We start from the raw sequence: 18,317 nt of genomic DNA, 5'->3' as shown, positions 1-18,317 counted from the left end.
CGCATGTCTCTCGCTACATGGGTTAACAGGCATTATAGCGAAGAGGGGCCAGCCAGGTGGCTGGCGTTCCTTCTGGAGCTTGTAGCCGCGACCGTTCTCTTCCTGCTTATGTTAACTACTTGCCTGGACGTTGCCGGCCGGTATCTCTTCAACAGTCCCGTTCCCGGGGCCACTGAGCTCACCCGACTCGGCCTTGCCCTGATGGTATTTGCGGCGATGCCGTTGATTACCTGGCGTGGTGGCCATATCGTGGTGGATTTGCTTGATAATGTGCTGGGGCTAAAGGTGTTGAAGGTTTTCGGACTGGTTTCGGCCCTGATTATCTCGTCTTCAATGTACTTCCTTGCGTTACGGATCTTTGAACTTGGGGAGAGGTCGATCCGGCGTGGAGTTGTGACGGAATTTCTCGGCCTGCCGAGTGGTTACATCACGGAGTACATCGCTATTATGAGTTGGCTGACAGCCTTCGGCATGATCACACTCGGCGTCTACCGCATCCTGTTCCAGGATAAACACTAACTCGCCGGATACAGGTAACTCACTATGTCAGTTGTACTGATCGGCTTTGCCGTTCTCCTTTTTCTCATCCTGATTCTGAGGGTGCCAATTGCCTTTGCCATGGGCCTGGTCGGCTTCTTTGGTTTCGCCTATCTGATGGGGCTGGACCTGACCAACTTCATGGAGTTCCGCTGGCGGGGTGCCCTGTCGATGGCGTCCAACCGGGTGATTGATACCGTCCAGAACTATAGCCTGTCAGTGATTCCGTTGTTCGTGCTGATGGGCAACCTGGTGACACGCTCGGGCCTGGCCCAGGAGCTTTACCATGTGTCCAATGCCTTTCTCGGCCATCGAAAAGGCGGATTGTCCATGGCAACGGTAGTCGCCTGTGGGGGGTTTTCAGCAATCTGTGGTTCGAGTCTTGCTACTTCGGCGACCATGGGCAAGGTGGCCATGCCACCGATGCGCAAATACGGCTATGCTGACTCGTTGGCCACCGCCTCCATCGCTGCTGGCGGCACCTTGGGCATCTTGATTCCGCCGAGCGTGATTCTGATAATTTACGGTCTGCTGACCGAATCCTCGATTCGTGAACTGTTCGCCGCCGGTTTCATTCCGGGCATCCTCGGCATTCTGATGTATATGATGGCGGTACGTTATGTGGTCTGGCGTGATCCCAGCGCCGGCCCTGCGGGTGAGAAAGCCGAGTGGCCGGAACGTTTGCGCGCGCTGAAAGGAGTTTGGGGCGTATTGCTGTTGTTCACCGTTGTGATGGGCGGTATTTACTTGGGTATCTTCACGCCGACGGAAGCGGCGGGCATCGGTGCAGGTGGCGCTTTCCTGATTGCCCTTGCCCGGCGCAGCCTCTCCTTGCCGACGCTCTTCGAAGTACTGGCGGATACAGCGCGTACTTCTGCGATGCTGTTTGCCGTGGTGATCGGGGCGTTGATTTTCTCGGACTTCATTAATCGCGCCGGGCTGCCGGGCATGCTGCTGGAGTTTGTGACGGCGCTGAATGTGGCTCCGATTGTCGTGATTCTGGCAATTTTGGGTATCTACATTGTGCTTGGAATGGTATTTGAAAGCCTTTCGATGATGCTGTTGACAGTGCCGGTATTTTACCCGCTGGTGGCGAGTATGGGCTTTGATCTGGTGTGGTTCGGCATAGTTGTTGTTGTTGTGACTGAGATCAGTCTGATTACACCGCCTGTAGGTATGAATGTCTTTGTGCTAAGTGCCGTATTGAGGGATGTTAAAACGGGTACTATCTTCAAGGGCGTCACTCCGTTTTGGTGCGCCGATATTGTGCGTTTGGCGCTGATTGTGTTTTTTGCTCAGATTGCGCTGTTTCTGCCGGAGCTGCTGTACCACTAAGCGGTGCAGCCTTGCCGGCCCCGTGTGGGTAGAGGAGAAGAGCTATGTATCATGATGTTAAAAAGATTTTATACGTCTCCGATCTTGATAAAGGTTCACGTCCGGCATTCCGTGCAGCGGTCAGCCTGTGTGGTCATTACTCCGAGGCCCAGATTACCTATCTGCATGTGATTGAGTCTTTGACGGGTACCACACGCAGCTTGCTGAGTAACATGATGGAAAAAGACGAACTCGACGACATGCTGCAAAAAGGCATTGAGGCCTTGAGCATCAAGATTCGCGGGCGGATAGAGCGCTTCTGCGCGGAAGAGCTGGAAGAGCACGAAGTGTTAAGCCTGAAGAACATTGAGGCGCGCATCGAAGAAGGCACGCCTTGGCGTAAAATCCTCGAAGTCGGCGACGAAATGAACGCGGATGTGATTGTTATGGGAACCCGCAAGCACAGTGCGCTAGGACAGGCACTGATGGGCTCTACCGCGACCAAGACATTGACTCACTCCAAGCGTCCGGTGCTGATCGTGCCATTGGGTATTGCCTGAGATCTATCGTCATTAATGGCGGGCAAACGCCGTATTGGAGCGAAGAGTAGTCCAACACATTTTTTCTCTGTGTCAGCCCGGCATAAAAAAACCGCCAGAGCCTGAAGCTGCTGGCGGTTTTTTTATGGTCGGAAGAATTACTCGGGCTCTTTAGCGCCTTCTTTTTTGGCGACCAATGTCAGAATATCGTAGCTGGCAACCAGCTCGTCGTTCTGATTGGTAACCTGAACATCCCACACAACCACGCCTTGGGGGTGACCATCCGGTGATGTGCGGCCCTGATCGATCTTGCGCTTGCAAGTCAGGCGGGCGCGAATGGTATCGCCCGGCGCGACCGGCTCAATGAAGCGCAGCGTGTCCAGACCGTAGTTCGCCAGTACCGGGCCTTCGCCGGGATCAACGAACATACCGGCGGCCGCAGACAGCACAAAGTAGCCGTGTGCGATGCGCTTACCGAACTGGCTGTTGCGGGCGGCAATCTCATCAAAGTGCATGTAGAAATGATCGCCAGACAGGCAGCCGAAGTTCACCAGATCTGCTTCAGTAACCGTGCGTCGGTGTGTCAGCAGTGACTGGTTAATCTGCAGGTCTTCAAAGTGATAACGGAACGGATGTATCTCGTTCTCGATAACCTTGGCACCACGAATGTATTCGCCGGTGACGGCGGCCAGCATGGTGGGCGAGCCCTGAATAGCTGTGCGTTGCAGGTAGTGATACACGGCGCGGATGCCTCCGAGCTCTTCACCACCTCCAGCGCGCCCCGGGCCGCCGTGCTTGAGCATCGGCAGGGGAGATCCGTGGCCTGTGGATTCTTTTGCCGCTTCCGCATCCAGCAGGTGCAAGCGGCCATGATAGGCAGCCAGCGCCGGAGCCAGTTTGGCAATGGTGATCGGGTCGCGGGTGGTTACCGTGGTAACCAGTGAGCCGCGGCCCTTGGCGACCAACTCAACCGCTTCATCCAGAGTGTTGTAGGGGATAATCGTGACCACGGGACCGAAGGCTTCAATGTCGTGAGCGCCACAGCCGTTCTCCGGGTTACGGCACAGCAGCAGGTGCGGTTCTATGAACGCGCCCTTTTCTGTGCCTTCACCAGTTGGCTTGAAGCTGCCGTCGCCGCCCGATACCAGTTCGCTGGTCTTCAGCAGTTCCTGGATGTTGGCTTTGACATCTTCCAACTGATCGATAGAAGCGAGGGCGCCCATGCGCACGCCTTCGACTGAGGGATCGCCTGTGGTGATTTTCGACAGACGCTCTTTGAGTTTGTCGCACACAGCCTGAACGTGTTCCTGAGGCACCATCACCCGGCGAATTGCAGTACATTTCTGGCCGGCTTTTGCCACCATTTCGCGGCTAATTTCCCGCACGAACAGATCAAACTCTTCGTGTTCCGGTGTTACATCCGGCGCAAGAACCGCACTGTTTAGCGAGTCAGCTTCGGCATTGAACGGAATGGAGCGGTTGATAATGTTGGGGTGAACACGCAGCATGCGAGCGGTTTTGGCCGAGCCGGTAAAGGTAACCACATCCTGCTCTTCCAGATGCTCGAACAGATCGCCGGTGCTACCAATGATCAACTGCAGACTGCCTTCTGGCAGAGCGCCGGATTCGTGCATCAGGCGCACGGCCAGTTCGGTGACGTAGCAGGTGGACGTCGCAGGCTTCACAATGGAGGGCATGCCCGCCAGGAATGTGGGCGCAAACTTTTCCAGCATGCCCCACACCGGGAAGTTGTAAGCGTCGATATGTACGGCTACACCGCCACGGGGCACCATAATGTGGGTGCCGGCAAAGTGATTGTTTTTGCCCAGTGGCGTTACCGGGCCTTCGTGTACCACGTTGCCTGAAGGCAGCTCACGGCGGCCCATGCTGGCGTAGGAAAACAGCGTGCCGAAGCCACCATCGATATCAATACCGTTATCCGCTTTGCTGGAACCGGTATGCATCGAGAGGGCATAGAGCTCTTTTTTGTGCTCCTGCAGGTACATCGCCATGGCTTTGAGGGCCAGGGCGCGCTCCTGGAAATCCATGGCCAGCAGGTTTTTTCCGCCGACCTTGCGGCCGTATGCAACGGCCTTTTTAAAGTCCAGGGTATCGTCATGCGTGTACGCGACAATCTCGCCGTTGATGGCGCTGGCCAGGGCCTTGGCTTGTTGCTCACCCACCCATTCACCGGCAATAAAGCTTTTAAGAACTGACATTTACAAAAACTCCAGAATTACTATTGGTCGTAGTCGAGAACAACCTTATCGCTGACCGGGTAGCACTGGCACGACAACACGTAGCCTGCTTCCACTTCGTAGTCTTCCAGGGCAAAGTTCTGATCCATCTCCACTTCGCCTTCCACGACCTTGGCGCGGCAGGTGGAGCACACGCCGGCTTTGCAGGAGTATGGAAGATCGGCACCTTCGGCGTTACCGGCATCAAGGATGCTTTTGGTGTCGCGTACAAGGTCGAAGGTCAGTGAGCGGCCATCTGCTTTAACCGTCACAACGCTGACCGCTTGCGGATCGATTTTGGTTTCAGACCGGTCTTTGCGAGCCTGAGGCACGCCGCCGGCAGGGGTAAAGAGTTCGTAGTGAACTTTTGACTTGTCGAGGCCGTGACGCTCAAGCGAGCCCCGCACGGTTTCGGTCAGCATCTGGGGGCCACAAAGGAACGCACCGGTCAGGTTCTTGGCGTCAATCCAGTGATCAAACAGCTGATCACACTTGTTGCCATCAATGCGCCCGTTGTACAAGTCTATGTCCTGTTCTTCCCGGGTGAAGATGTACACCAGGTTGAAGCGGGTCATGTATTCGTTTTTCAGATCCTGCAACTGGTCCCGGAACATGGTGCTGCTGGTGCCCTTGTTGCCATAGAACAAAGTGAAATGGCTCTTGGGCTCGGTTTCCAGTGTCGTTTTTATGATGGACAGGATCGGCGTGATGCCACTGCCCGCAGCGACCGCCAGGTAGTTGCCTTCACGCCCAGGATCCAGATCAATGGAGAAGTGGCCTTGCGGCGGCATGACTTCCAGCGTGGAACCTGGCTTCAGTTGCTCGTTGGCAAAGCTGGAGAATACGCCACCGGGAACACGCTTGATGGCAATGCGCAGCTCCTGGTCATTAACGCTTGAGCAAATGGAGTAGGTGCGGCGTACTTCTTCGCCGTCCACTTTGGTCCGCACCACAAGGTGCTGGCCCTGCTTGTACTTGAACTTTTCCGCCATGTCGTCGGGCAGATCAAAGCACAGGGATACGGCGTTTCTTGTTTCCGGCCTGACCTCTTTGAGGGCCAGTGAGTAGAATTTATTCATGATCGTATCGGCTCTATATGCATTTGAAGTAGTCGAAGGGTTCACGGCAATCAAGGCAGCGGTATAGCGCCTTGCAGGCAGTAGAGCCGAATTCGCTGATGCGCTCGCTGTTCTTGCTGCCGCACAGCGGGCAAGCAATCACTTCATCGGCGCCCAGAAGGCTCATTTTGCTGGCACTGCCCTGGGGCGGTGCTATGCCAAAAGCTCGGAGTTTTTTCCGGCCTTCCCCGGTTATCCAGTCTGTGGTCCAGGCCGGCGTTAACACGCGATTGATCTGCGGGTCGCGAATGCCGGCTGCGCGCAGGGCTTCCTCGATCAGCTCTTCAATCAGCTCGGTCGCGGGGCAGCCGGAGTAGGTGGGTGTTACATCCACGCTCAGATGTTTGCCATCCCAGCTCAGGCTGCGAACGATACCCAGCTCCACAACACTGACCGCAGGTACTTCCGGATCTTTGACGTTATCCAGCAAGGCCCAGATGGCGTCTTCTGTCAGCAGTTCCGGGTGGGCGTTGGCCGGCACCCGATCGCTGGCAATCAGCACGTCTACAGACGATGGTTCACGTTCATTCACCGGAAGACTCCCCTTTGTTAATCAGACCGGTTACCAGGTCGTCGCATCCGGGTAGGCGCGAGGCAGAAACTGCATCACGGCCAGGATGTGCCCCAGGTGCTCGGTGTGCTCGCCGCGCTTGCCGCCCATGTACATCCAGGCGTCTTCCTCGCCGGTTGTCAGGGTGGCTTGTGCTGCGACTTCGCGCACCATGCCGAACCAGTCCTGCTTCAGTTGCTCAGGGTCAGGGCCAATGCCCGCCTCGAACATGGCGTGGTCGATTTCATCCGGAGTTACCAGTTCACCGGTGAAACGCCATAACAAGTTGAAGGCATCCTGAATGCGGCGGTGGCTTTCTTCGGTGCCGTCGCCCATGCGCTTTACCCACTCCGAAGAGCGGCGCAGGTGATAGGTAGCTTCTTTGACGGCCTTGGCTGCAATGTTGGCAACACGCTCATCGCTGGCGTTCACCAGGCTTTTCATTGTGAAGTAGTGCCACACATCAAAGAAAAACTGGCGTGCCATGGTGACGGCGTAGTCGTCATTCGGCTGCTCAACCATCAGCAGGTTGCGATAGTCGTGGGCATCCCGCAGAAAGACCAGTTTGTCGGCGTCGCGGCCGTCGTCGATCAGTTCAGCGGCGTATTCGTACCAGTTGCGGGCCTGGCCCACCAGATCGAGCGCCACGTTCATCACTGCCAGTTCTTCTTCAACAGCCGGGGCCTTGCCCGTTAATTCGCTGAGACGTTGGCCCAGAATCATGTCGGAGTCCGCCAGGCGGAGCAGGTATTCCTGTAAAACTTGTTGCTGTGTCATGGGTCGCTCCTTACATGTGCCCGACTTCGTCAGGCAGCTTGTAGAAGGAAGCGTGCCGGTAAACCTTGTCTTCAGAAGGATCGAAAAGAATCTCTTTCTCGTCCGACGCAGAGGCTGTGATGGTTTCAGACGGAACAACCCAGATGCTCACCCCTTCGCTACGACGGGTGTAGAGATCACGAGCGTTTTCCATGGCCATTTCATTATCGGAAGCGTGCACACTACCCACGTGTTTGTGGTTAAGGCCGTGCTTGCTGCGTACGAAGACTTCGTAAAGGCGCCATTCAGACATTGTCATTTCTCCTGTTTACGCGGCTTTGGCAGCGCGCTGTTTTTGTTTTGCGGCATAGGCAACGGCGGCTTCCCGTACCCAAGCGCCTTCGTCAATTGCTTTGCGGCGAGTGGAAATCCGCTCATGGTTGCAGGGGCCATCACCCTTAAGCACGTCGTAGAACTCTTTCCAGTTGATTTCACCGAAATCATAATGGCCGCGCTCCTCGTTCCACTTCAGGTCCGGATCAGGCACCGTACAGCCGAGGAATTCGAGCTGTGGAATGGTTTGATCAATGAACATCTGGCGCAGTTCGTCGTTACTCTTGCGCTTGATCTTCCAGACCATGGACTGCTGGGAGTTGGGAGATTCGTCATCGTGCGGGCCGAACATCATCAGCGCCGGCCACCACAGACGGTTAATGGCGTCCTGCACCATATCCTTCTGCTCCTGGGTGCCTTCACGCATCATGTCCAGCAAGATCTGATAACCCTGACGCTGGTGGAAGCTCTCTTCCTTACAGATGCGCACCATGGCGCGGGAATAGGGGCCATAAGACGTACGTTGCAGAACCACCTGGTTCACGATGGCCGCGCCATCAACCAGCCAGCCGACTGCACCCATGTCGGCCCAGTTCAGGGTCGGGTAGTTGAAGATGCTCGAGTACTTGGCTTTGCCGTCGTGCAGCTTCTGGATTTCTTCATCGCGATCGGCGCCCAGGGTTTCCATGGCGCTGTACAGGTACAGGCCGTGGCCTGCTTCGTCCTGAATCTTGGCCATAAGCTGCAGCTTGCGTTTGAGCGAAGGCGCGCGGGTAACCCAGTTGCCTTCCGGCAGCATGCCGACGATTTCCGAGTGGGCGTGCTGGGAGATCTGGCGGATCAACGTTTTACGATAGGCGTCGGGCATCCAGTTCTTGGCTTCAATCTTGGTTTCAGCGTCTACCTTTTCCTGGAAGTCCCTTTCTTCGGGAGACATCTCTTCCAGGGTCTTGAGGCGCTTTGTACCGGTATCAACCATCTGTGCGTACATAACTCTCTCCGAATCTGACTTGTTTTTGTCTGCGGTCTTTAAACGACAGTGCACCGTGACGAATCACGAGCTATGACTTCATACTATATGATACTGAATAAATATCAAGGATCATAATTTTGTATCATGTCTGCCTTGTAACACTTTTGCATCATCTTTAACTGATTGAAAATCAACAACTAACAATTTTCTATTAATGATTGCTTTTGATTTTCATGAACGTGAAGAAAAAATAAATGACCGGGCGTTGTGTCTGTTTGCCCGGCTATAGGAATCAATCCTTGCGACGGTCAAATACCCGCTTGGCCTTGCCTTCAGATCGGCTCATGGTTCCCGCATCCTGCACCTGTATTTTGGTGCTGATGCCGATGTAGGACTTGATGTGGTGGGCCAGCTCTTTAGCCGTGTTTTCTTTGATGTCCGCTCCTTTTGCGTCCGCTTTCAGCTCAACCCGGACATCCACGCAATCCAGGTTGCCTTTCTTGTACACCTCGATTTCGTAGTGAGGTGCCAGGGCGCGGCACTTGAGCACCTGTTCTTCAATCTGTGTAGGGAATACGTTTACCCCACGGATAATGAGCATGTCGTCGCTGCGGCCGGTGATTTTATCGATACGGCGCATCGGGCGGGCCGTGCCTGGCAGCAGTCGGGTAAGGTCGCGTGTGCGGTAACGCAGTACCGGCATGGCGACTTTTGTGAGTGAGGTGAACACCAGTTCGCCGTATTCGCCGTCGGGCAGCACTTCACCGGTTTCCGGGTTGATGATTTCCGGATAAAAGTGGTCTTCCCAGATGGTCGGGCCATCTTTGGTTTCCAGGCACTCCATGCCAACGCCCGGGCCCATAACTTCCGAAAGGCCATAGATATCAAGCGCCTGGATATCGAGACGATCTTCCAGTTCTGTGCGCATTTCGTTGGTCCAGGGCTCGGCCCCAAAAATACCCAGACGCAGCGGCAGCTTCTTGGGGTCAATGCCCTGGCGGTCGATTTCATCCGCAATGTTCAGCATGTAGGAGGGCGTGACCATGATGATGTCAGGCTCAAAATCCTTGATCAGCTGAACCTGTTTCTCGGTCTGGCCGCCCGACATGGGAATAACAGTACAGCCAAGGCGCTCGGCACCGTAGTGGGCACCAAGGCCGCCGGTGAACAGGCCATAACCATAGGCAATATGAATCTTGTCCCCGGCGCTACCACCGCCGGCGCGGATGGAGCGGGCGACTATGTCAGCCCAGGTTTCAATGTCGCTTTGGGTGTAGCCCACGACGGTGGGCTTGCCGGTGGTGCCGCTGGATGCGTGTACCCGGACGACTTTCTTCATGGGGACTGCGAACATGTTAAACGGATAGTTTTCCCGCAGGTCGTTTTTACCGGTAAACGGAATTCTGGCGATGTCTTCCAGGCTGTTGATGTCCATCGGTTTGAGGCCAATGGCGTCAAACGCGTTGCGGTAGTGCGGCACGTTGGTATAGGCATGCCAAACGCTCCAACGCAGGCGTTGCAGCTGCTCATGGCGCAGTTCGTCCACGCTGGCCGTTTCCATCCGGTCCAGTTTTCCGAGTTTATGCATGGGTAGATTCATGGATGCTTCCTGTCTTGTTCTTGTCGCCCCGGTTTTTCGGCCGGGCAAGTTTCTGTTCGTGTAACCGGCTCGGGGTTGCCCGGGCCGTTTCAATCACTCTCTAACCACTCTCTAATCATTCGGCGCTGTCGACGCGCTCGATAATCAGCGCAATGCCCTGGCCTACGCCGATGCACATGGTGCACAGGGCATAACGGGCGCTTTGGCCCTGCTGATGACGGCGTTCCAGTTCATTCAACGCGGTGGTCACAAGGCGTGCCCCGCTCATACCCAGCGGGTGGCCCAAAGCAATGGCGCCACCATTCGGGTTCACGTGTTCGGCATCGTCTGGCAGGCCCAGATCGCGCAGCACGGCCAGTGCCTGGGCGGCGAAGGCTTCGTTAAGCTCGATCACGTCCATATCGGCCAGCTCAAGGCCGGCAGTCTTGAGTACCTTGCGGGTAGCTGGCGCCGGTCCCATGCCCATAATGCGCGGCTCAACACCGGCTGTAGCCATGGCAACAACCCGGGCGCGGGGTTTGAGGTTGTGTTGCTTCAGGGCATCGCCGCTGGCCAGTAACAGGGCGCAGGCGCCGTCGTTTACGCCGGAGGCGTTGCCCGCCGTCACGCTGCCGTTTTCACGGAAGGGTGTTCCCAGGCTCGCAAGCTTTTCCAGGCTGGTTTCCCGGGGGTGTTCATCGGTATCAACAACGAGCGGGTCCTGCTTACGGCGGGGCACACTTACCGGCACGATTTCATTGTCAAAGCGGCCCGCTTTCTGGGCTGCAGCGGTGCGTTGCTGGCTGCGCAAGGCGAAAGCATCCTGATCTTCACGGGAAATACTGAAGTCAGAGGCGACGTTCTCGGCTGTCTCGGGCATTGAATCAATGCCGTACTGCTTTTTCAGCAACGGGTTAACGAAGCGCCAGCCGATGGTGGTGTCGAACATTTCGGCTTTACGACTGAAAGCGGAATCGGCCTTGCCCATCACGAAAGGTGCGCGTGACATGGATTCCACTCCACCCGCCAGCATCAGGCCGGCTTCACCCGTACGCAATGCGCGGGCAGCGCTGCCGATGGCGTCCATACCGGAACCGCACAGGCGGTTGATGGTGGCGCCCGGTACATCGATCGGCAAACCTGCCAGCAGCAATGACATACGAGCTACGTCGCGGTTGTCTTCACCGGCCTGGTTGGCGCAGCCGTACAGCACGTCGTCGATTGCCGACCAGTCCAGTTCGCTGTGGCGTTCTTTCAGTGCCTTCATGGGAATGGCACCCAGGTCGTCAGCGCGCACGGTTGCAAGGGCGCCGCCGTAACGGCCAACCGGTGTACGTACAGCATCTACTATGTAGGCATCTTGCAGGCGTTTTTCGTTACTCATTGATCATTCTCCGACTGGATGACTTCGCCGCGTACCTGGTAGGATTTGCCGCGAAACAGGGCTATTACATGGCCGTTCTGGTTGGTGACAGTAATGTCGTACACGCCGGTGCGGTTGCCACGGGACTGCTCAACCGCATTGGCTGTGAGTAGATCGCCTTCACGGGCTCCAAGCATGTACTCAATGGAGCAACCGGATGCCACCGTCGCTTTATTGTAGCTGTTGCAGGCAAAGGCAAAGGCCGAATCCGCCAGGGTAAACAGGTAGCCGCCATGACAGGAGCCGTGGCCCTGAATCATGGTGCTGGTGACCGGCATTGTAACCGTGGCTTTGCCCGGAGCTACGTGGGTAATCTTCATGCCGAGGTTGCGACTGGCAAGGTCCCGGTCGTACATGGATTCGGCGCAGTCCTGTGCCAGTTTTTGCGCATCGGGTGCGTGATGCTCGTTGCTCATGAATAGAACCCCCTTTCGGCGAACCGGTTTTTTCGCAGCAACAAGGCAGGCCGGTAGCGGTCTTCCCCGTAACTTTGCTGAATGTGTGTCAGTACCCGGTGTACCAGGCTGCAACCAAGGTTGTCGCTCCAGCGCAGCGGGCCTTCGGGATAATTAAGGCCGGCTTTCATGGCAAGGTCGATATCGCTGACCGACGCAACGCCGTGTAAATATGCGTCTGCGGCCTCATTAACAAGCGTAGCCACAGTGCGCATGATCACCAGCCCCGGGCGATCAGCGACTTGACTTACTGCAATGCCGGCTTTCTGCAACAGGGCGCAGGCGTCATTAGTAGCCTGTGATGACGCCTGATCGGCTGCGGCGATTGCGAGGCGGCTGGCGTTGGCATAATCGAACGCCAGATCCAGCAGAATCAGATTGTTGTTGGCTTCTGCAGCGGCGCGCTCGGTCGCCATGCGACCATCGGTCAGTGCCAGTACGGCTTCGCCAAACTGCAGGCGGCCCGGGCCATCCCGCTCGATGATCTTGAGGCCGCTTTCGCTCAGGCGCGTTACCAGTGCGGCCAGTGGGCCGGGGTTGCCTTCGACAATGAGCGCGTCTGCATCGCTGCTGGTCGATGCGGCTGTTGCAGGTTTCGGTTTTTGCGCACCTTCGGCGTAGCTGTAAAAGCCCTGTCCGCTCTTGCGGCCCAAACGGCCAGCTTCAACCAGCTCTTTCTGCACCAGGGAGGGCAGAAAGCGAGTGTCCTGATAGTAGGAATTGAAAACCGAGGAAGTAACTGCGTAGTTCACGTCGTGGCCGATAAGGTCGGTCAGTTCGAAAGGCCCCATGCGAAAGCCCCCGGCTTCGCGCACGATGGCGTCCAGTGTTGCGCTATCTGCTGCTTGTTCCTGTAGCAGGCGCAGGCTTTCGGCATAAAAAGGTCGGGCTACCCGGTTAACGATGAACCCCGGTGTAGAGGTTGCCGTTACGGGTTTTTTGCCCCATTGCGCGGCAGTGGCATAGACGCATTGAGCAACCTCATCGCTGGTGGCCAAACCCTTGATCACCTCAACCAGAGCCATCAGTGGCGCCGGGTTAAAGAAGTGCATGCCTACCAGGCGCGCCGGGTGCTTCATGTTTGCGCCCAATGCCGTCACGGATAGGGACGAAGTGTTTGTGGCCAGAATGGCTTTTTCACTACACATGTCTTCAAGGTTGGCCAGTAAGCTACGCTTGATGTCGAGGTCTTCAACGATGGCTTCGATCACCATGCCGGCTTCCGCAAGCTCACTGAGTTCTTTTATCGGCTTGATGCGATCCAGAAGGGCGTCCAGCGCAGACTGCTCCATCTTTCCTTTATCAACCCGGCGTTGCAGCTGTTTTGCGATACTTTCGCGGCCTGCCTCGGCAGCACCCTCGCGCTGGTCGTGCAGAAATACCCGGTGGCCTGCTTGTGCCGCGACCTGAGCAATGCCGGAACCCATGGCGCCAGCACCGATGACGGCAACGGGTGTACCGGTAGCAAGTGGTTGCATGCTCAGTTCCCCTTGAATTCAGGTGCGCGCTTCTCCATGAAAGCGGCAACGCCTTCACGGTAGTCGTCAGTGCGGCCAGCCTGCCGCTGAAGATCCCGCTCTACCAACACCTGCTCTTCAAAACTGTTGTCGGCACTGGCGTGCAGAGCCCGCTTGATCATCGCCAAGCCTTTGGTGGGCTGGGTAGCGAAATGGCGGGCCAGTTTCATCGCTTCATCCTCCAGTGCGTCGTCCTCTACGCACTGCCAGATCATGCCCCACTGTTCCGCTTTTTCAGCACTGAGCTTGTCACCCAGCATAGCCAGGCCTTTGGCCCGGGCCATTCCAACTGAGCGCGGCAGGGTCCAGGTGCCGCCCGAGTCGGGGATAAGGCCGATTTTGCAAAAAGCCTGTACAAAGTTTGCGGAGCGAGCTGCCAACGTGATGTCGCAGGCGAGCGCAATGTTCGCGCCGGCGCCGGCGGCAACGCCATTCACTGCGCAGATAACCGGCATGGGAAGATCCCGAATTGCCTGCAGCATCGGGTTGTAGTATGTCTCGATAGAGTACCCAAGATCCGGAGCCGCGGCGCCGGGATTTACGTTGCGATCCGAGAGATCCTGGCCCGCACAGAAACCACGGCCATTACCGGTAAGCAGCATGACCCGTACGGTGTGATCGTTGCGGATGGTCTTCAGCGCGGCGCGCATCTGCTCATGCATCTCAACGTTAAAGCTGTTGAGGCTCTTGGGGCGGTTCAGGGTGACTTTGGCAATTCCCTGGTCGATATCGAGAAGCACACTCTGCTCGGTCATGGAAGAATCCTTGTTATAGCAGTGAAACCCGGTCTGGTCGCATCGGGTGGGTGTTTTAATCAGACAGACAACCGCCCTGATCCAACCCTTCCGGGAGCAGTATTTGTGGCATGGCGGTTCCGGCATTGCGTTGTTCTAAGGGTTTGTCGGTAAGGCCTGATTGTTATCAAGGCGACTTCCGCAGGGCGGTGTTCCACCTTATTGATTTCTGGAAAGAGTATAGGTTCGAATTGATACCGGTCAAGAATCTCAAGACAAGTTTTTGTATCACGTTATGATGAGGGTAATTGGCGCATCTGTAGGCTTATGATTTTTATGGTTATTTTTTTTCTTGGTCTTTAGTCTTAGGTGAAGGTGAAAGACTCTATAACGGGCCCCGTCACTTTGTAAGCCGTGTACTATCTGTTCTGATACAGAAAAAGTAGCCTAAAATACAAAAAAACAAACATGTTATGAGGAGCACTTTATGCCCTGTTACCGGATTGATGGTGTAACGCCAGTGGTACACCCATCGGCTTACGTACACCCCACCGCTGTGCTTATTGGCGATGTGCATGTAGGGCCGGATTGTTATGTCGGGCCTTGCGCGTCTTTACGCGGTGATTTTGGCCGTATAGTGATGGAACAGGGTGCAAACCTGCAGGACACCTGCGTTGTGCATGCCTTCCCCGGCCGGGACGCGGTTATCCGGCGCAACGGCCACATAGGGCACGGCGCTGTATTACACGGTTGCGTAATAGAGGAGGACGCCATGGTGGGAATGAATGCCGTGGTGATGGATGAGGCTGTTATTGCTGCTCGTTCTATCGTGGGTGCCGCAGCCTTCGTAAAAAGTGGCTTTAGCTGCGAGCCGGCGTCACTGATCGTAGGTTCGCCAGCAAAAGTGCTGCGCCAGCTGAGCGACAAAGAAGTTAGTTGGAAGCAGCGTGGCACCCAGGAATATCAGACACTGACGCGGCGGTGCCTGGAAAACATGCGGGAGTGCGCGCCGCTGGCCGAGGTGGATGCTGATCGGCCAAAGCTGCAGATTGATGGGCATGACCTGAAGGACCGGTAATCGCCCGCGGCCATGGATGCCATGGATCCTGTGCCGAACGAAAACGGCAGCAGGGATACCAGCAAGCCCCTCTGGCGGGCTTTCTTCATTCCGGAACGACGTTTATGTCCGGGGCCTCCAGAAAAACGTCAATTGGCTGTGGAACCCCGAAAAAATAGCCTTGCAGGTATATCTGAGGGTGTCGGGAAGCCAGGAAGTCGGCATGGGCCTGGGTTTCCACGCCCTCCGCAACAACCCGAACCCCCATGGTTTCGCCGATCCGTACGACCATCTCTACAATGTTTGCAGCCATAGGCTCATCTGGCGCTAACAGCACAAAGCTCCGGTCGATCTTGACCTCGGATATGGGTAGGCGCCGCAACCGCGACAGTGAGGAGTAACCCGTCCCAAAATCGTCCAGCGAGAAAGAGCATCCCAGGCTGCGGATAGCCTTCATTTTTTCCACAACTTTGTCCAGGTTGTCAGCCGATACACTTTCTGTCAGTTCCAATATAAGCAGCTCTGCGGGGAACCCGGAGTTGGTTAACGCGCGCTCTACTGCTTCCACAAAATCATCTTCCGCGAAGTGCTTTATGGAAATATTGACGGCACACTGGATAGTGGGGTTTATGCAATGCAACGCACTCATTTTCTCCAGCGTTTTGCGCAGAACCCAGCGTTCGATTTTTACAATTTGTCGGGAATTTTCCGCGTGCGGAATGAACTCACCCGGGCCCAGGAGGCCGCGTTCGGGATGATCCCAGTGGATCAGGATTTCCAACGCGCAGAGAACCCTGTCAGGTGAAAATTGGGGCTGTGCGAACAGCACCAGTTGATCCTGTTCAAGCGCCCGGTTTAGTTCCGATTCAATCTTCAACTGGTGACGTATTTGATCGCTCATTGAATCTTCAAAAATGGCGATCGGCCGGTTAGCTGCTTTGGCACTGCGGTGTGCCGTTTCGGCGTGTTGGAGTGCGGAAGACGGCGAATTTGAGCTTTCAGTGGGGTATAAGGCTGCGCCAACGGTTACCTCAAGACGCAGATCAGGACTGTACTCATTCGGGATGGGCTCAGCCAGGCTGTTCTGGATGCGATCGTAGAGCGCTAGAACAACCCGATATGCGTCATCAATAGTCCACTGTTTAGGGGCGAGAACTATGCTGAATTCGTCACCGGAGAGCCTGGCTATGGAGTCGTCTGCGAAAATAGCATTGCTCAGGCGCTTGGCGAACTCTCTGATTACTTGGTCACCGCATTTGAAACCGTAGGTGTCATTGATATAGCGAAAGTTGTTGATATCGATAACAAGGACTGCGGTAGATACCTTGCCACGATTACAGAACTTCAGCACGGTACCCAGCTGATTTAGAAAAAGAGCACGGTTCGACAGGCCCGTAACCGGGTCGCGCCACTTCAGCTCTTCTAACCGCTGTTCTGTTTCTTTTACACTGGAAATGTCATTAAAAACGATAACGTAGTGTGTGATTTCACTATCAGGTGAGCGAATGGTGCTGATTGTCCGAAGCTCAGGATAAAGTTCTCCGGATTTTCGGCGACTATGAAGCTCTCCAGACCAGTAGTCATGCTCAGTCAAATGCGTGCGGATGCTATCCAAGCTCATGGGAGTATCAATGTCTTTGCTCAGGTGCGCGTAACTGTCATTGAGTACGTCTTTTTCGGAGTAGCCCGTAATGCGGGAAAACGCTGCGTTAACCGCTATTATTGTATCGCTGGCATCCAGCAGAATGATGCCTTCCGAGGTTGCCATGAAAACTCTCTCGAACAGATTGCTGTTGGGGAGATTGGAACCGTTGAGTTGTTCAAGCTGTTCTTTGAGCGCCTGATTGAGTGCCGTGATGTGATCAAGCATTCCACTGAGGGAGATGTGCGTGCGCACCCGCGCTCTGACCGCAGGCAAGCGGATCGGCTTATGGATATAGTCTACGGCACCGGCTGCAAATCCCTTCTCTTCTGATTTCGAGTCGCTCAGGGCTGTGATAAATATGATCGGTATGTGTTGTAAGTCGCGCCTGGCTTTCAGGTTGCGGCACATCTGAAGCCCATCCGTTCCGGGCATCATTACATCCAGCAGGATGAGGTGGGGCTTGTCGCCTTGCTCAAGAATATCCATGGCCTCGGGGGCACTGGATGCAACAATCAGATCGTAGTCCTGACTGAGTGCGTCTGTCAGGACGCGAACATTAGTGGGTTCATCGTCAACTACGAGGATCTTCGGGCTGCCGCTCGGCCTGAAAACATCTGGCCCATTTTCCCTGGGTAACTCAAAGTAGGGGTCTGACACAATTGCGCCCTCCATCTTCCTTGGCTTCGTAAAGGCTCTTGTCTGCAGCTTCAATTAATTCGGCAGTACTTGATAAAGACGATGGCTGATACGCTGTGCAACCTATGGATAAAGTGAAGGGTGTATAGGTTTTCGCGAATTGCAGGCAGTTGTGGAGTTCTGTGTGCACGGCTTTGGCAAAATTGTTTGCTGCTGTTATCGTGCTGTGCAAATTCGCCCCGGGTATGAGTGCGACAAACTCGTCACCACCGAGGCGTGCAACGACTTCTCCGGCTCTGGCAAAACTGGAGTTCATGACGGTTGCGAGCTTTTGCAGGCATAAGTCGCCTTGGGCGTGACCATACCGATCGTTGATCTGTTTGAAATGATCCAGATCAACCAATATCAGCCCAACGGAGCTTTCCTGGCGCCAGGCTCGTCGCCACTCCAGATCAAGCTGTTGATTGAACAGGCGTCGATTGCCAATACCCGTTAACGGATCAGTCAGTGCTGCTTCTGCCAGCATGTCTGTTTTACGTTTGAGGTCAATAAACGTAGAGACTTTGGCGCTTAGTATGGTTTTGTTGAACGGCTTCAGTACATAGTCTGTTGCGCCATGCCGGAAGGCCTCTTCAATATCCTGTATTTGGTCAGAAGCCGAAATGCAGACCACGGGCACGTATGCATACAGTTGTGAAGCTCTCAGTTCGTTCAGCAAATCAAGCCCGGAACCATCCGGCAGGTACAGATCGAGAAGCACGATATCTATTTCATCAGACACGAGCCGCCTTGCTTCAGCAAGGCTCTGGCTGATGATCAATTCGCAGGCGCCCCCCAGAATGCCAGCGAGGCTGGCAATGCCGACGGGTTCATCTTCTACGATTAGCACCGTGGGTGCGCTATTTATGTCCATC

17 protein-coding genes are annotated in these 18,317 nt (G+C 55.4%); 4 read left to right on the top strand and 13 right to left on the bottom strand.

What is annotated here, in order from left to right:
• The first annotated feature begins 3 nt into the window (after positions 1-3).
• From ACN0V1_RS01155 to ACN0V1_RS01145, 3 genes are read left to right on the top strand one after another with little or no spacing between them, the layout of a single operon-like run.
• Positions 4-519 carry a TRAP transporter small permease gene (locus ACN0V1_RS01155; RefSeq protein WP_417543226.1) on the top strand — a complete coding sequence of 172 codons (516 nt, stop codon included), beginning with the start codon at positions 4-6 and terminating at the stop codon, positions 517-519.
• A gap of 24 nt (positions 520-543) precedes the next feature.
• A complete protein-coding gene (locus ACN0V1_RS01150) occupies positions 544-1,872 on the top strand; it encodes a TRAP transporter large permease (RefSeq protein ID WP_417543225.1) in 1,329 nt (442 codons plus the stop codon).
• A gap of 44 nt (positions 1,873-1,916) precedes the next feature.
• Positions 1,917-2,411: a universal stress protein gene (locus ACN0V1_RS01145; protein ID WP_417543224.1), complete on the top strand. Its 495-nt coding sequence runs from the start codon at positions 1,917-1,919 to the stop codon at positions 2,409-2,411.
• 137 nt (positions 2,412-2,548) lie between these two features.
• Here the strand turns inward: ACN0V1_RS01145 and paaZ are convergent, their stop codons facing one another.
• The 11 genes from paaZ to paaG form a co-directional block, all read right to left on the bottom strand.
• Positions 2,549-4,609, bottom strand: a complete 2,061-nt coding sequence (gene paaZ, locus ACN0V1_RS01140; RefSeq protein WP_417543223.1) for a phenylacetic acid degradation bifunctional protein PaaZ — start codon at positions 4,607-4,609, stop codon at positions 2,549-2,551.
• A gap of 20 nt (positions 4,610-4,629) precedes the next feature.
• Positions 4,630-5,706 (bottom strand): 1,2-phenylacetyl-CoA epoxidase subunit PaaE, encoded by a 1,077-nt coding sequence (paaE, locus tag ACN0V1_RS01135; RefSeq protein WP_417543222.1) that lies wholly within the window; start codon positions 5,704-5,706, stop codon positions 4,630-4,632.
• Positions 5,707-5,719: 13 nt separating this feature from the next.
• Entirely contained in the window at positions 5,720-6,277 is a 558-nt protein-coding gene (gene paaD, locus ACN0V1_RS01130) for a 1,2-phenylacetyl-CoA epoxidase subunit PaaD (RefSeq protein WP_417543221.1), read from the bottom strand.
• Positions 6,278-6,307: 30 nt separating this feature from the next.
• A complete protein-coding gene (paaC, locus tag ACN0V1_RS01125) occupies positions 6,308-7,072 on the bottom strand; it encodes a 1,2-phenylacetyl-CoA epoxidase subunit PaaC (protein WP_417543220.1) in 765 nt (254 codons plus the stop codon).
• Positions 7,073-7,082: 10 nt separating this feature from the next.
• Complete coding sequence (paaB, locus tag ACN0V1_RS01120; RefSeq protein ID WP_417543219.1) at positions 7,083-7,364, bottom strand: 1,2-phenylacetyl-CoA epoxidase subunit PaaB; 282 nt, start codon at positions 7,362-7,364, stop codon at positions 7,083-7,085.
• 15 nt (positions 7,365-7,379) lie between these two features.
• Entirely contained in the window at positions 7,380-8,375 is a 996-nt protein-coding gene (paaA, locus tag ACN0V1_RS01115; protein WP_417543218.1) for a 1,2-phenylacetyl-CoA epoxidase subunit PaaA, read from the bottom strand.
• Between the two features lie 274 nt (positions 8,376-8,649).
• Complete coding sequence (gene paaK / locus ACN0V1_RS01110; RefSeq protein ID WP_417543217.1) at positions 8,650-9,957, bottom strand: phenylacetate--CoA ligase PaaK; 1,308 nt, start codon at positions 9,955-9,957, stop codon at positions 8,650-8,652.
• Between the two features lie 115 nt (positions 9,958-10,072).
• A complete protein-coding gene (pcaF, locus tag ACN0V1_RS01105; protein WP_417543216.1) occupies positions 10,073-11,320 on the bottom strand; it encodes a 3-oxoadipyl-CoA thiolase in 1,248 nt (415 codons plus the stop codon).
• Positions 11,317-11,775, bottom strand: coding sequence for a hydroxyphenylacetyl-CoA thioesterase PaaI (paaI, locus tag ACN0V1_RS01100; RefSeq protein WP_417543215.1), 459 nt, complete (start codon positions 11,773-11,775; stop codon positions 11,317-11,319). Before paaI ends, pcaF begins: the two co-directional genes overlap by 4 nt.
• On the bottom strand, positions 11,772-13,292 hold the full coding sequence (paaH, locus tag ACN0V1_RS01095; RefSeq protein ID WP_417543214.1) for a 3-hydroxyacyl-CoA dehydrogenase PaaH: 1,521 nt from the start codon (positions 13,290-13,292) through the stop codon (positions 11,772-11,774). Before paaH ends, paaI begins: the two co-directional genes overlap by 4 nt.
• A 2-nt stretch (positions 13,293-13,294) precedes the next feature.
• A complete protein-coding gene (gene paaG / locus ACN0V1_RS01090; RefSeq protein WP_417543213.1) occupies positions 13,295-14,086 on the bottom strand; it encodes a 2-(1,2-epoxy-1,2-dihydrophenyl)acetyl-CoA isomerase PaaG in 792 nt (263 codons plus the stop codon).
• Between the two features lie 466 nt (positions 14,087-14,552).
• On the opposite strand from paaG, the gene ACN0V1_RS01085 reads away from it, so the two are divergent.
• Positions 14,553-15,143, top strand: a complete 591-nt coding sequence (locus tag ACN0V1_RS01085; RefSeq protein ID WP_417543212.1) for a phenylacetic acid degradation protein PaaY — start codon at positions 14,553-14,555, stop codon at positions 15,141-15,143.
• A gap of 85 nt (positions 15,144-15,228) precedes the next feature.
• Here the strand turns inward: ACN0V1_RS01085 and ACN0V1_RS01080 are convergent, their stop codons facing one another.
• On the bottom strand, positions 15,229-17,424 hold the full coding sequence (locus ACN0V1_RS01080) for an EAL domain-containing protein (protein WP_417543211.1): 2,196 nt from the start codon (positions 17,422-17,424) through the stop codon (positions 15,229-15,231).
• Positions 17,405-18,316 carry a diguanylate cyclase gene (locus ACN0V1_RS01075; protein ID WP_417543210.1) on the bottom strand — a complete coding sequence of 304 codons (912 nt, stop codon included), beginning with the start codon at positions 18,314-18,316 and terminating at the stop codon, positions 17,405-17,407. Before ACN0V1_RS01075 ends, ACN0V1_RS01080 begins: the two co-directional genes overlap by 20 nt.
• Position 18,317 lies beyond the last annotated feature (1 nt).

Source organism: Marinobacter sp. (assembly GCF_048266785.1).
In the GTDB taxonomy this organism is placed as follows: Bacteria; Pseudomonadota; Gammaproteobacteria; order Pseudomonadales; family Oleiphilaceae; genus Marinobacter.
Note: the sequence above shows the minus strand (reverse complement) of the source record. Positions and strands in the feature narration are given on the sequence as shown.

Excerpts from the sequence above, each read along its gene's own strand:
- paaH (WP_417543214.1), bottom strand. The coding sequence starts at position 13,292 with ATGCAACCACTTGCTACCGGTACACCCGTTGCCGTCATCGGTGCTGGC.
- pcaF (WP_417543216.1), bottom strand. The coding sequence starts at position 11,320 with ATGAGTAACGAAAAACGCCTGCAAGATGCCTACATAGTAGATGCTGTA.
- paaI (WP_417543215.1), bottom strand. The coding sequence starts at position 11,775 with ATGAGCAACGAGCATCACGCACCCGATGCGCAAAAACTGGCACAGGAC.
- ACN0V1_RS01155 (WP_417543226.1), top strand. The coding sequence starts at position 4 with ATGTCTCTCGCTACATGGGTTAACAGGCATTATAGCGAAGAGGGGCCA.
- ACN0V1_RS01150 (WP_417543225.1), top strand. The coding sequence starts at position 544 with ATGTCAGTTGTACTGATCGGCTTTGCCGTTCTCCTTTTTCTCATCCTG.
- paaB (WP_417543219.1), bottom strand. The coding sequence starts at position 7,364 with ATGTCTGAATGGCGCCTTTACGAAGTCTTCGTACGCAGCAAGCACGGC.
- ACN0V1_RS01075 (WP_417543210.1), bottom strand. The coding sequence starts at position 18,316 with ATGGACATAAATAGCGCACCCACGGTGCTAATCGTAGAAGATGAACCC.
- paaC (WP_417543220.1), bottom strand. The coding sequence starts at position 7,072 with ATGACACAGCAACAAGTTTTACAGGAATACCTGCTCCGCCTGGCGGAC.
- paaE (WP_417543222.1), bottom strand. The coding sequence starts at position 5,706 with ATGAATAAATTCTACTCACTGGCCCTCAAAGAGGTCAGGCCGGAAACA.
- paaG (WP_417543213.1), bottom strand. The coding sequence starts at position 14,086 with ATGACCGAGCAGAGTGTGCTTCTCGATATCGACCAGGGAATTGCCAAA.
- paaZ (WP_417543223.1), bottom strand. The coding sequence starts at position 4,609 with ATGTCAGTTCTTAAAAGCTTTATTGCCGGTGAATGGGTGGGTGAGCAA.
- paaK (WP_417543217.1), bottom strand. The coding sequence starts at position 9,957 with ATGAATCTACCCATGCATAAACTCGGAAAACTGGACCGGATGGAAACG.
- paaA (WP_417543218.1), bottom strand. The coding sequence starts at position 8,375 with ATGTACGCACAGATGGTTGATACCGGTACAAAGCGCCTCAAGACCCTG.
- ACN0V1_RS01085 (WP_417543212.1), top strand. The coding sequence starts at position 14,553 with ATGCCCTGTTACCGGATTGATGGTGTAACGCCAGTGGTACACCCATCG.
- ACN0V1_RS01145 (WP_417543224.1), top strand. The coding sequence starts at position 1,917 with ATGTATCATGATGTTAAAAAGATTTTATACGTCTCCGATCTTGATAAA.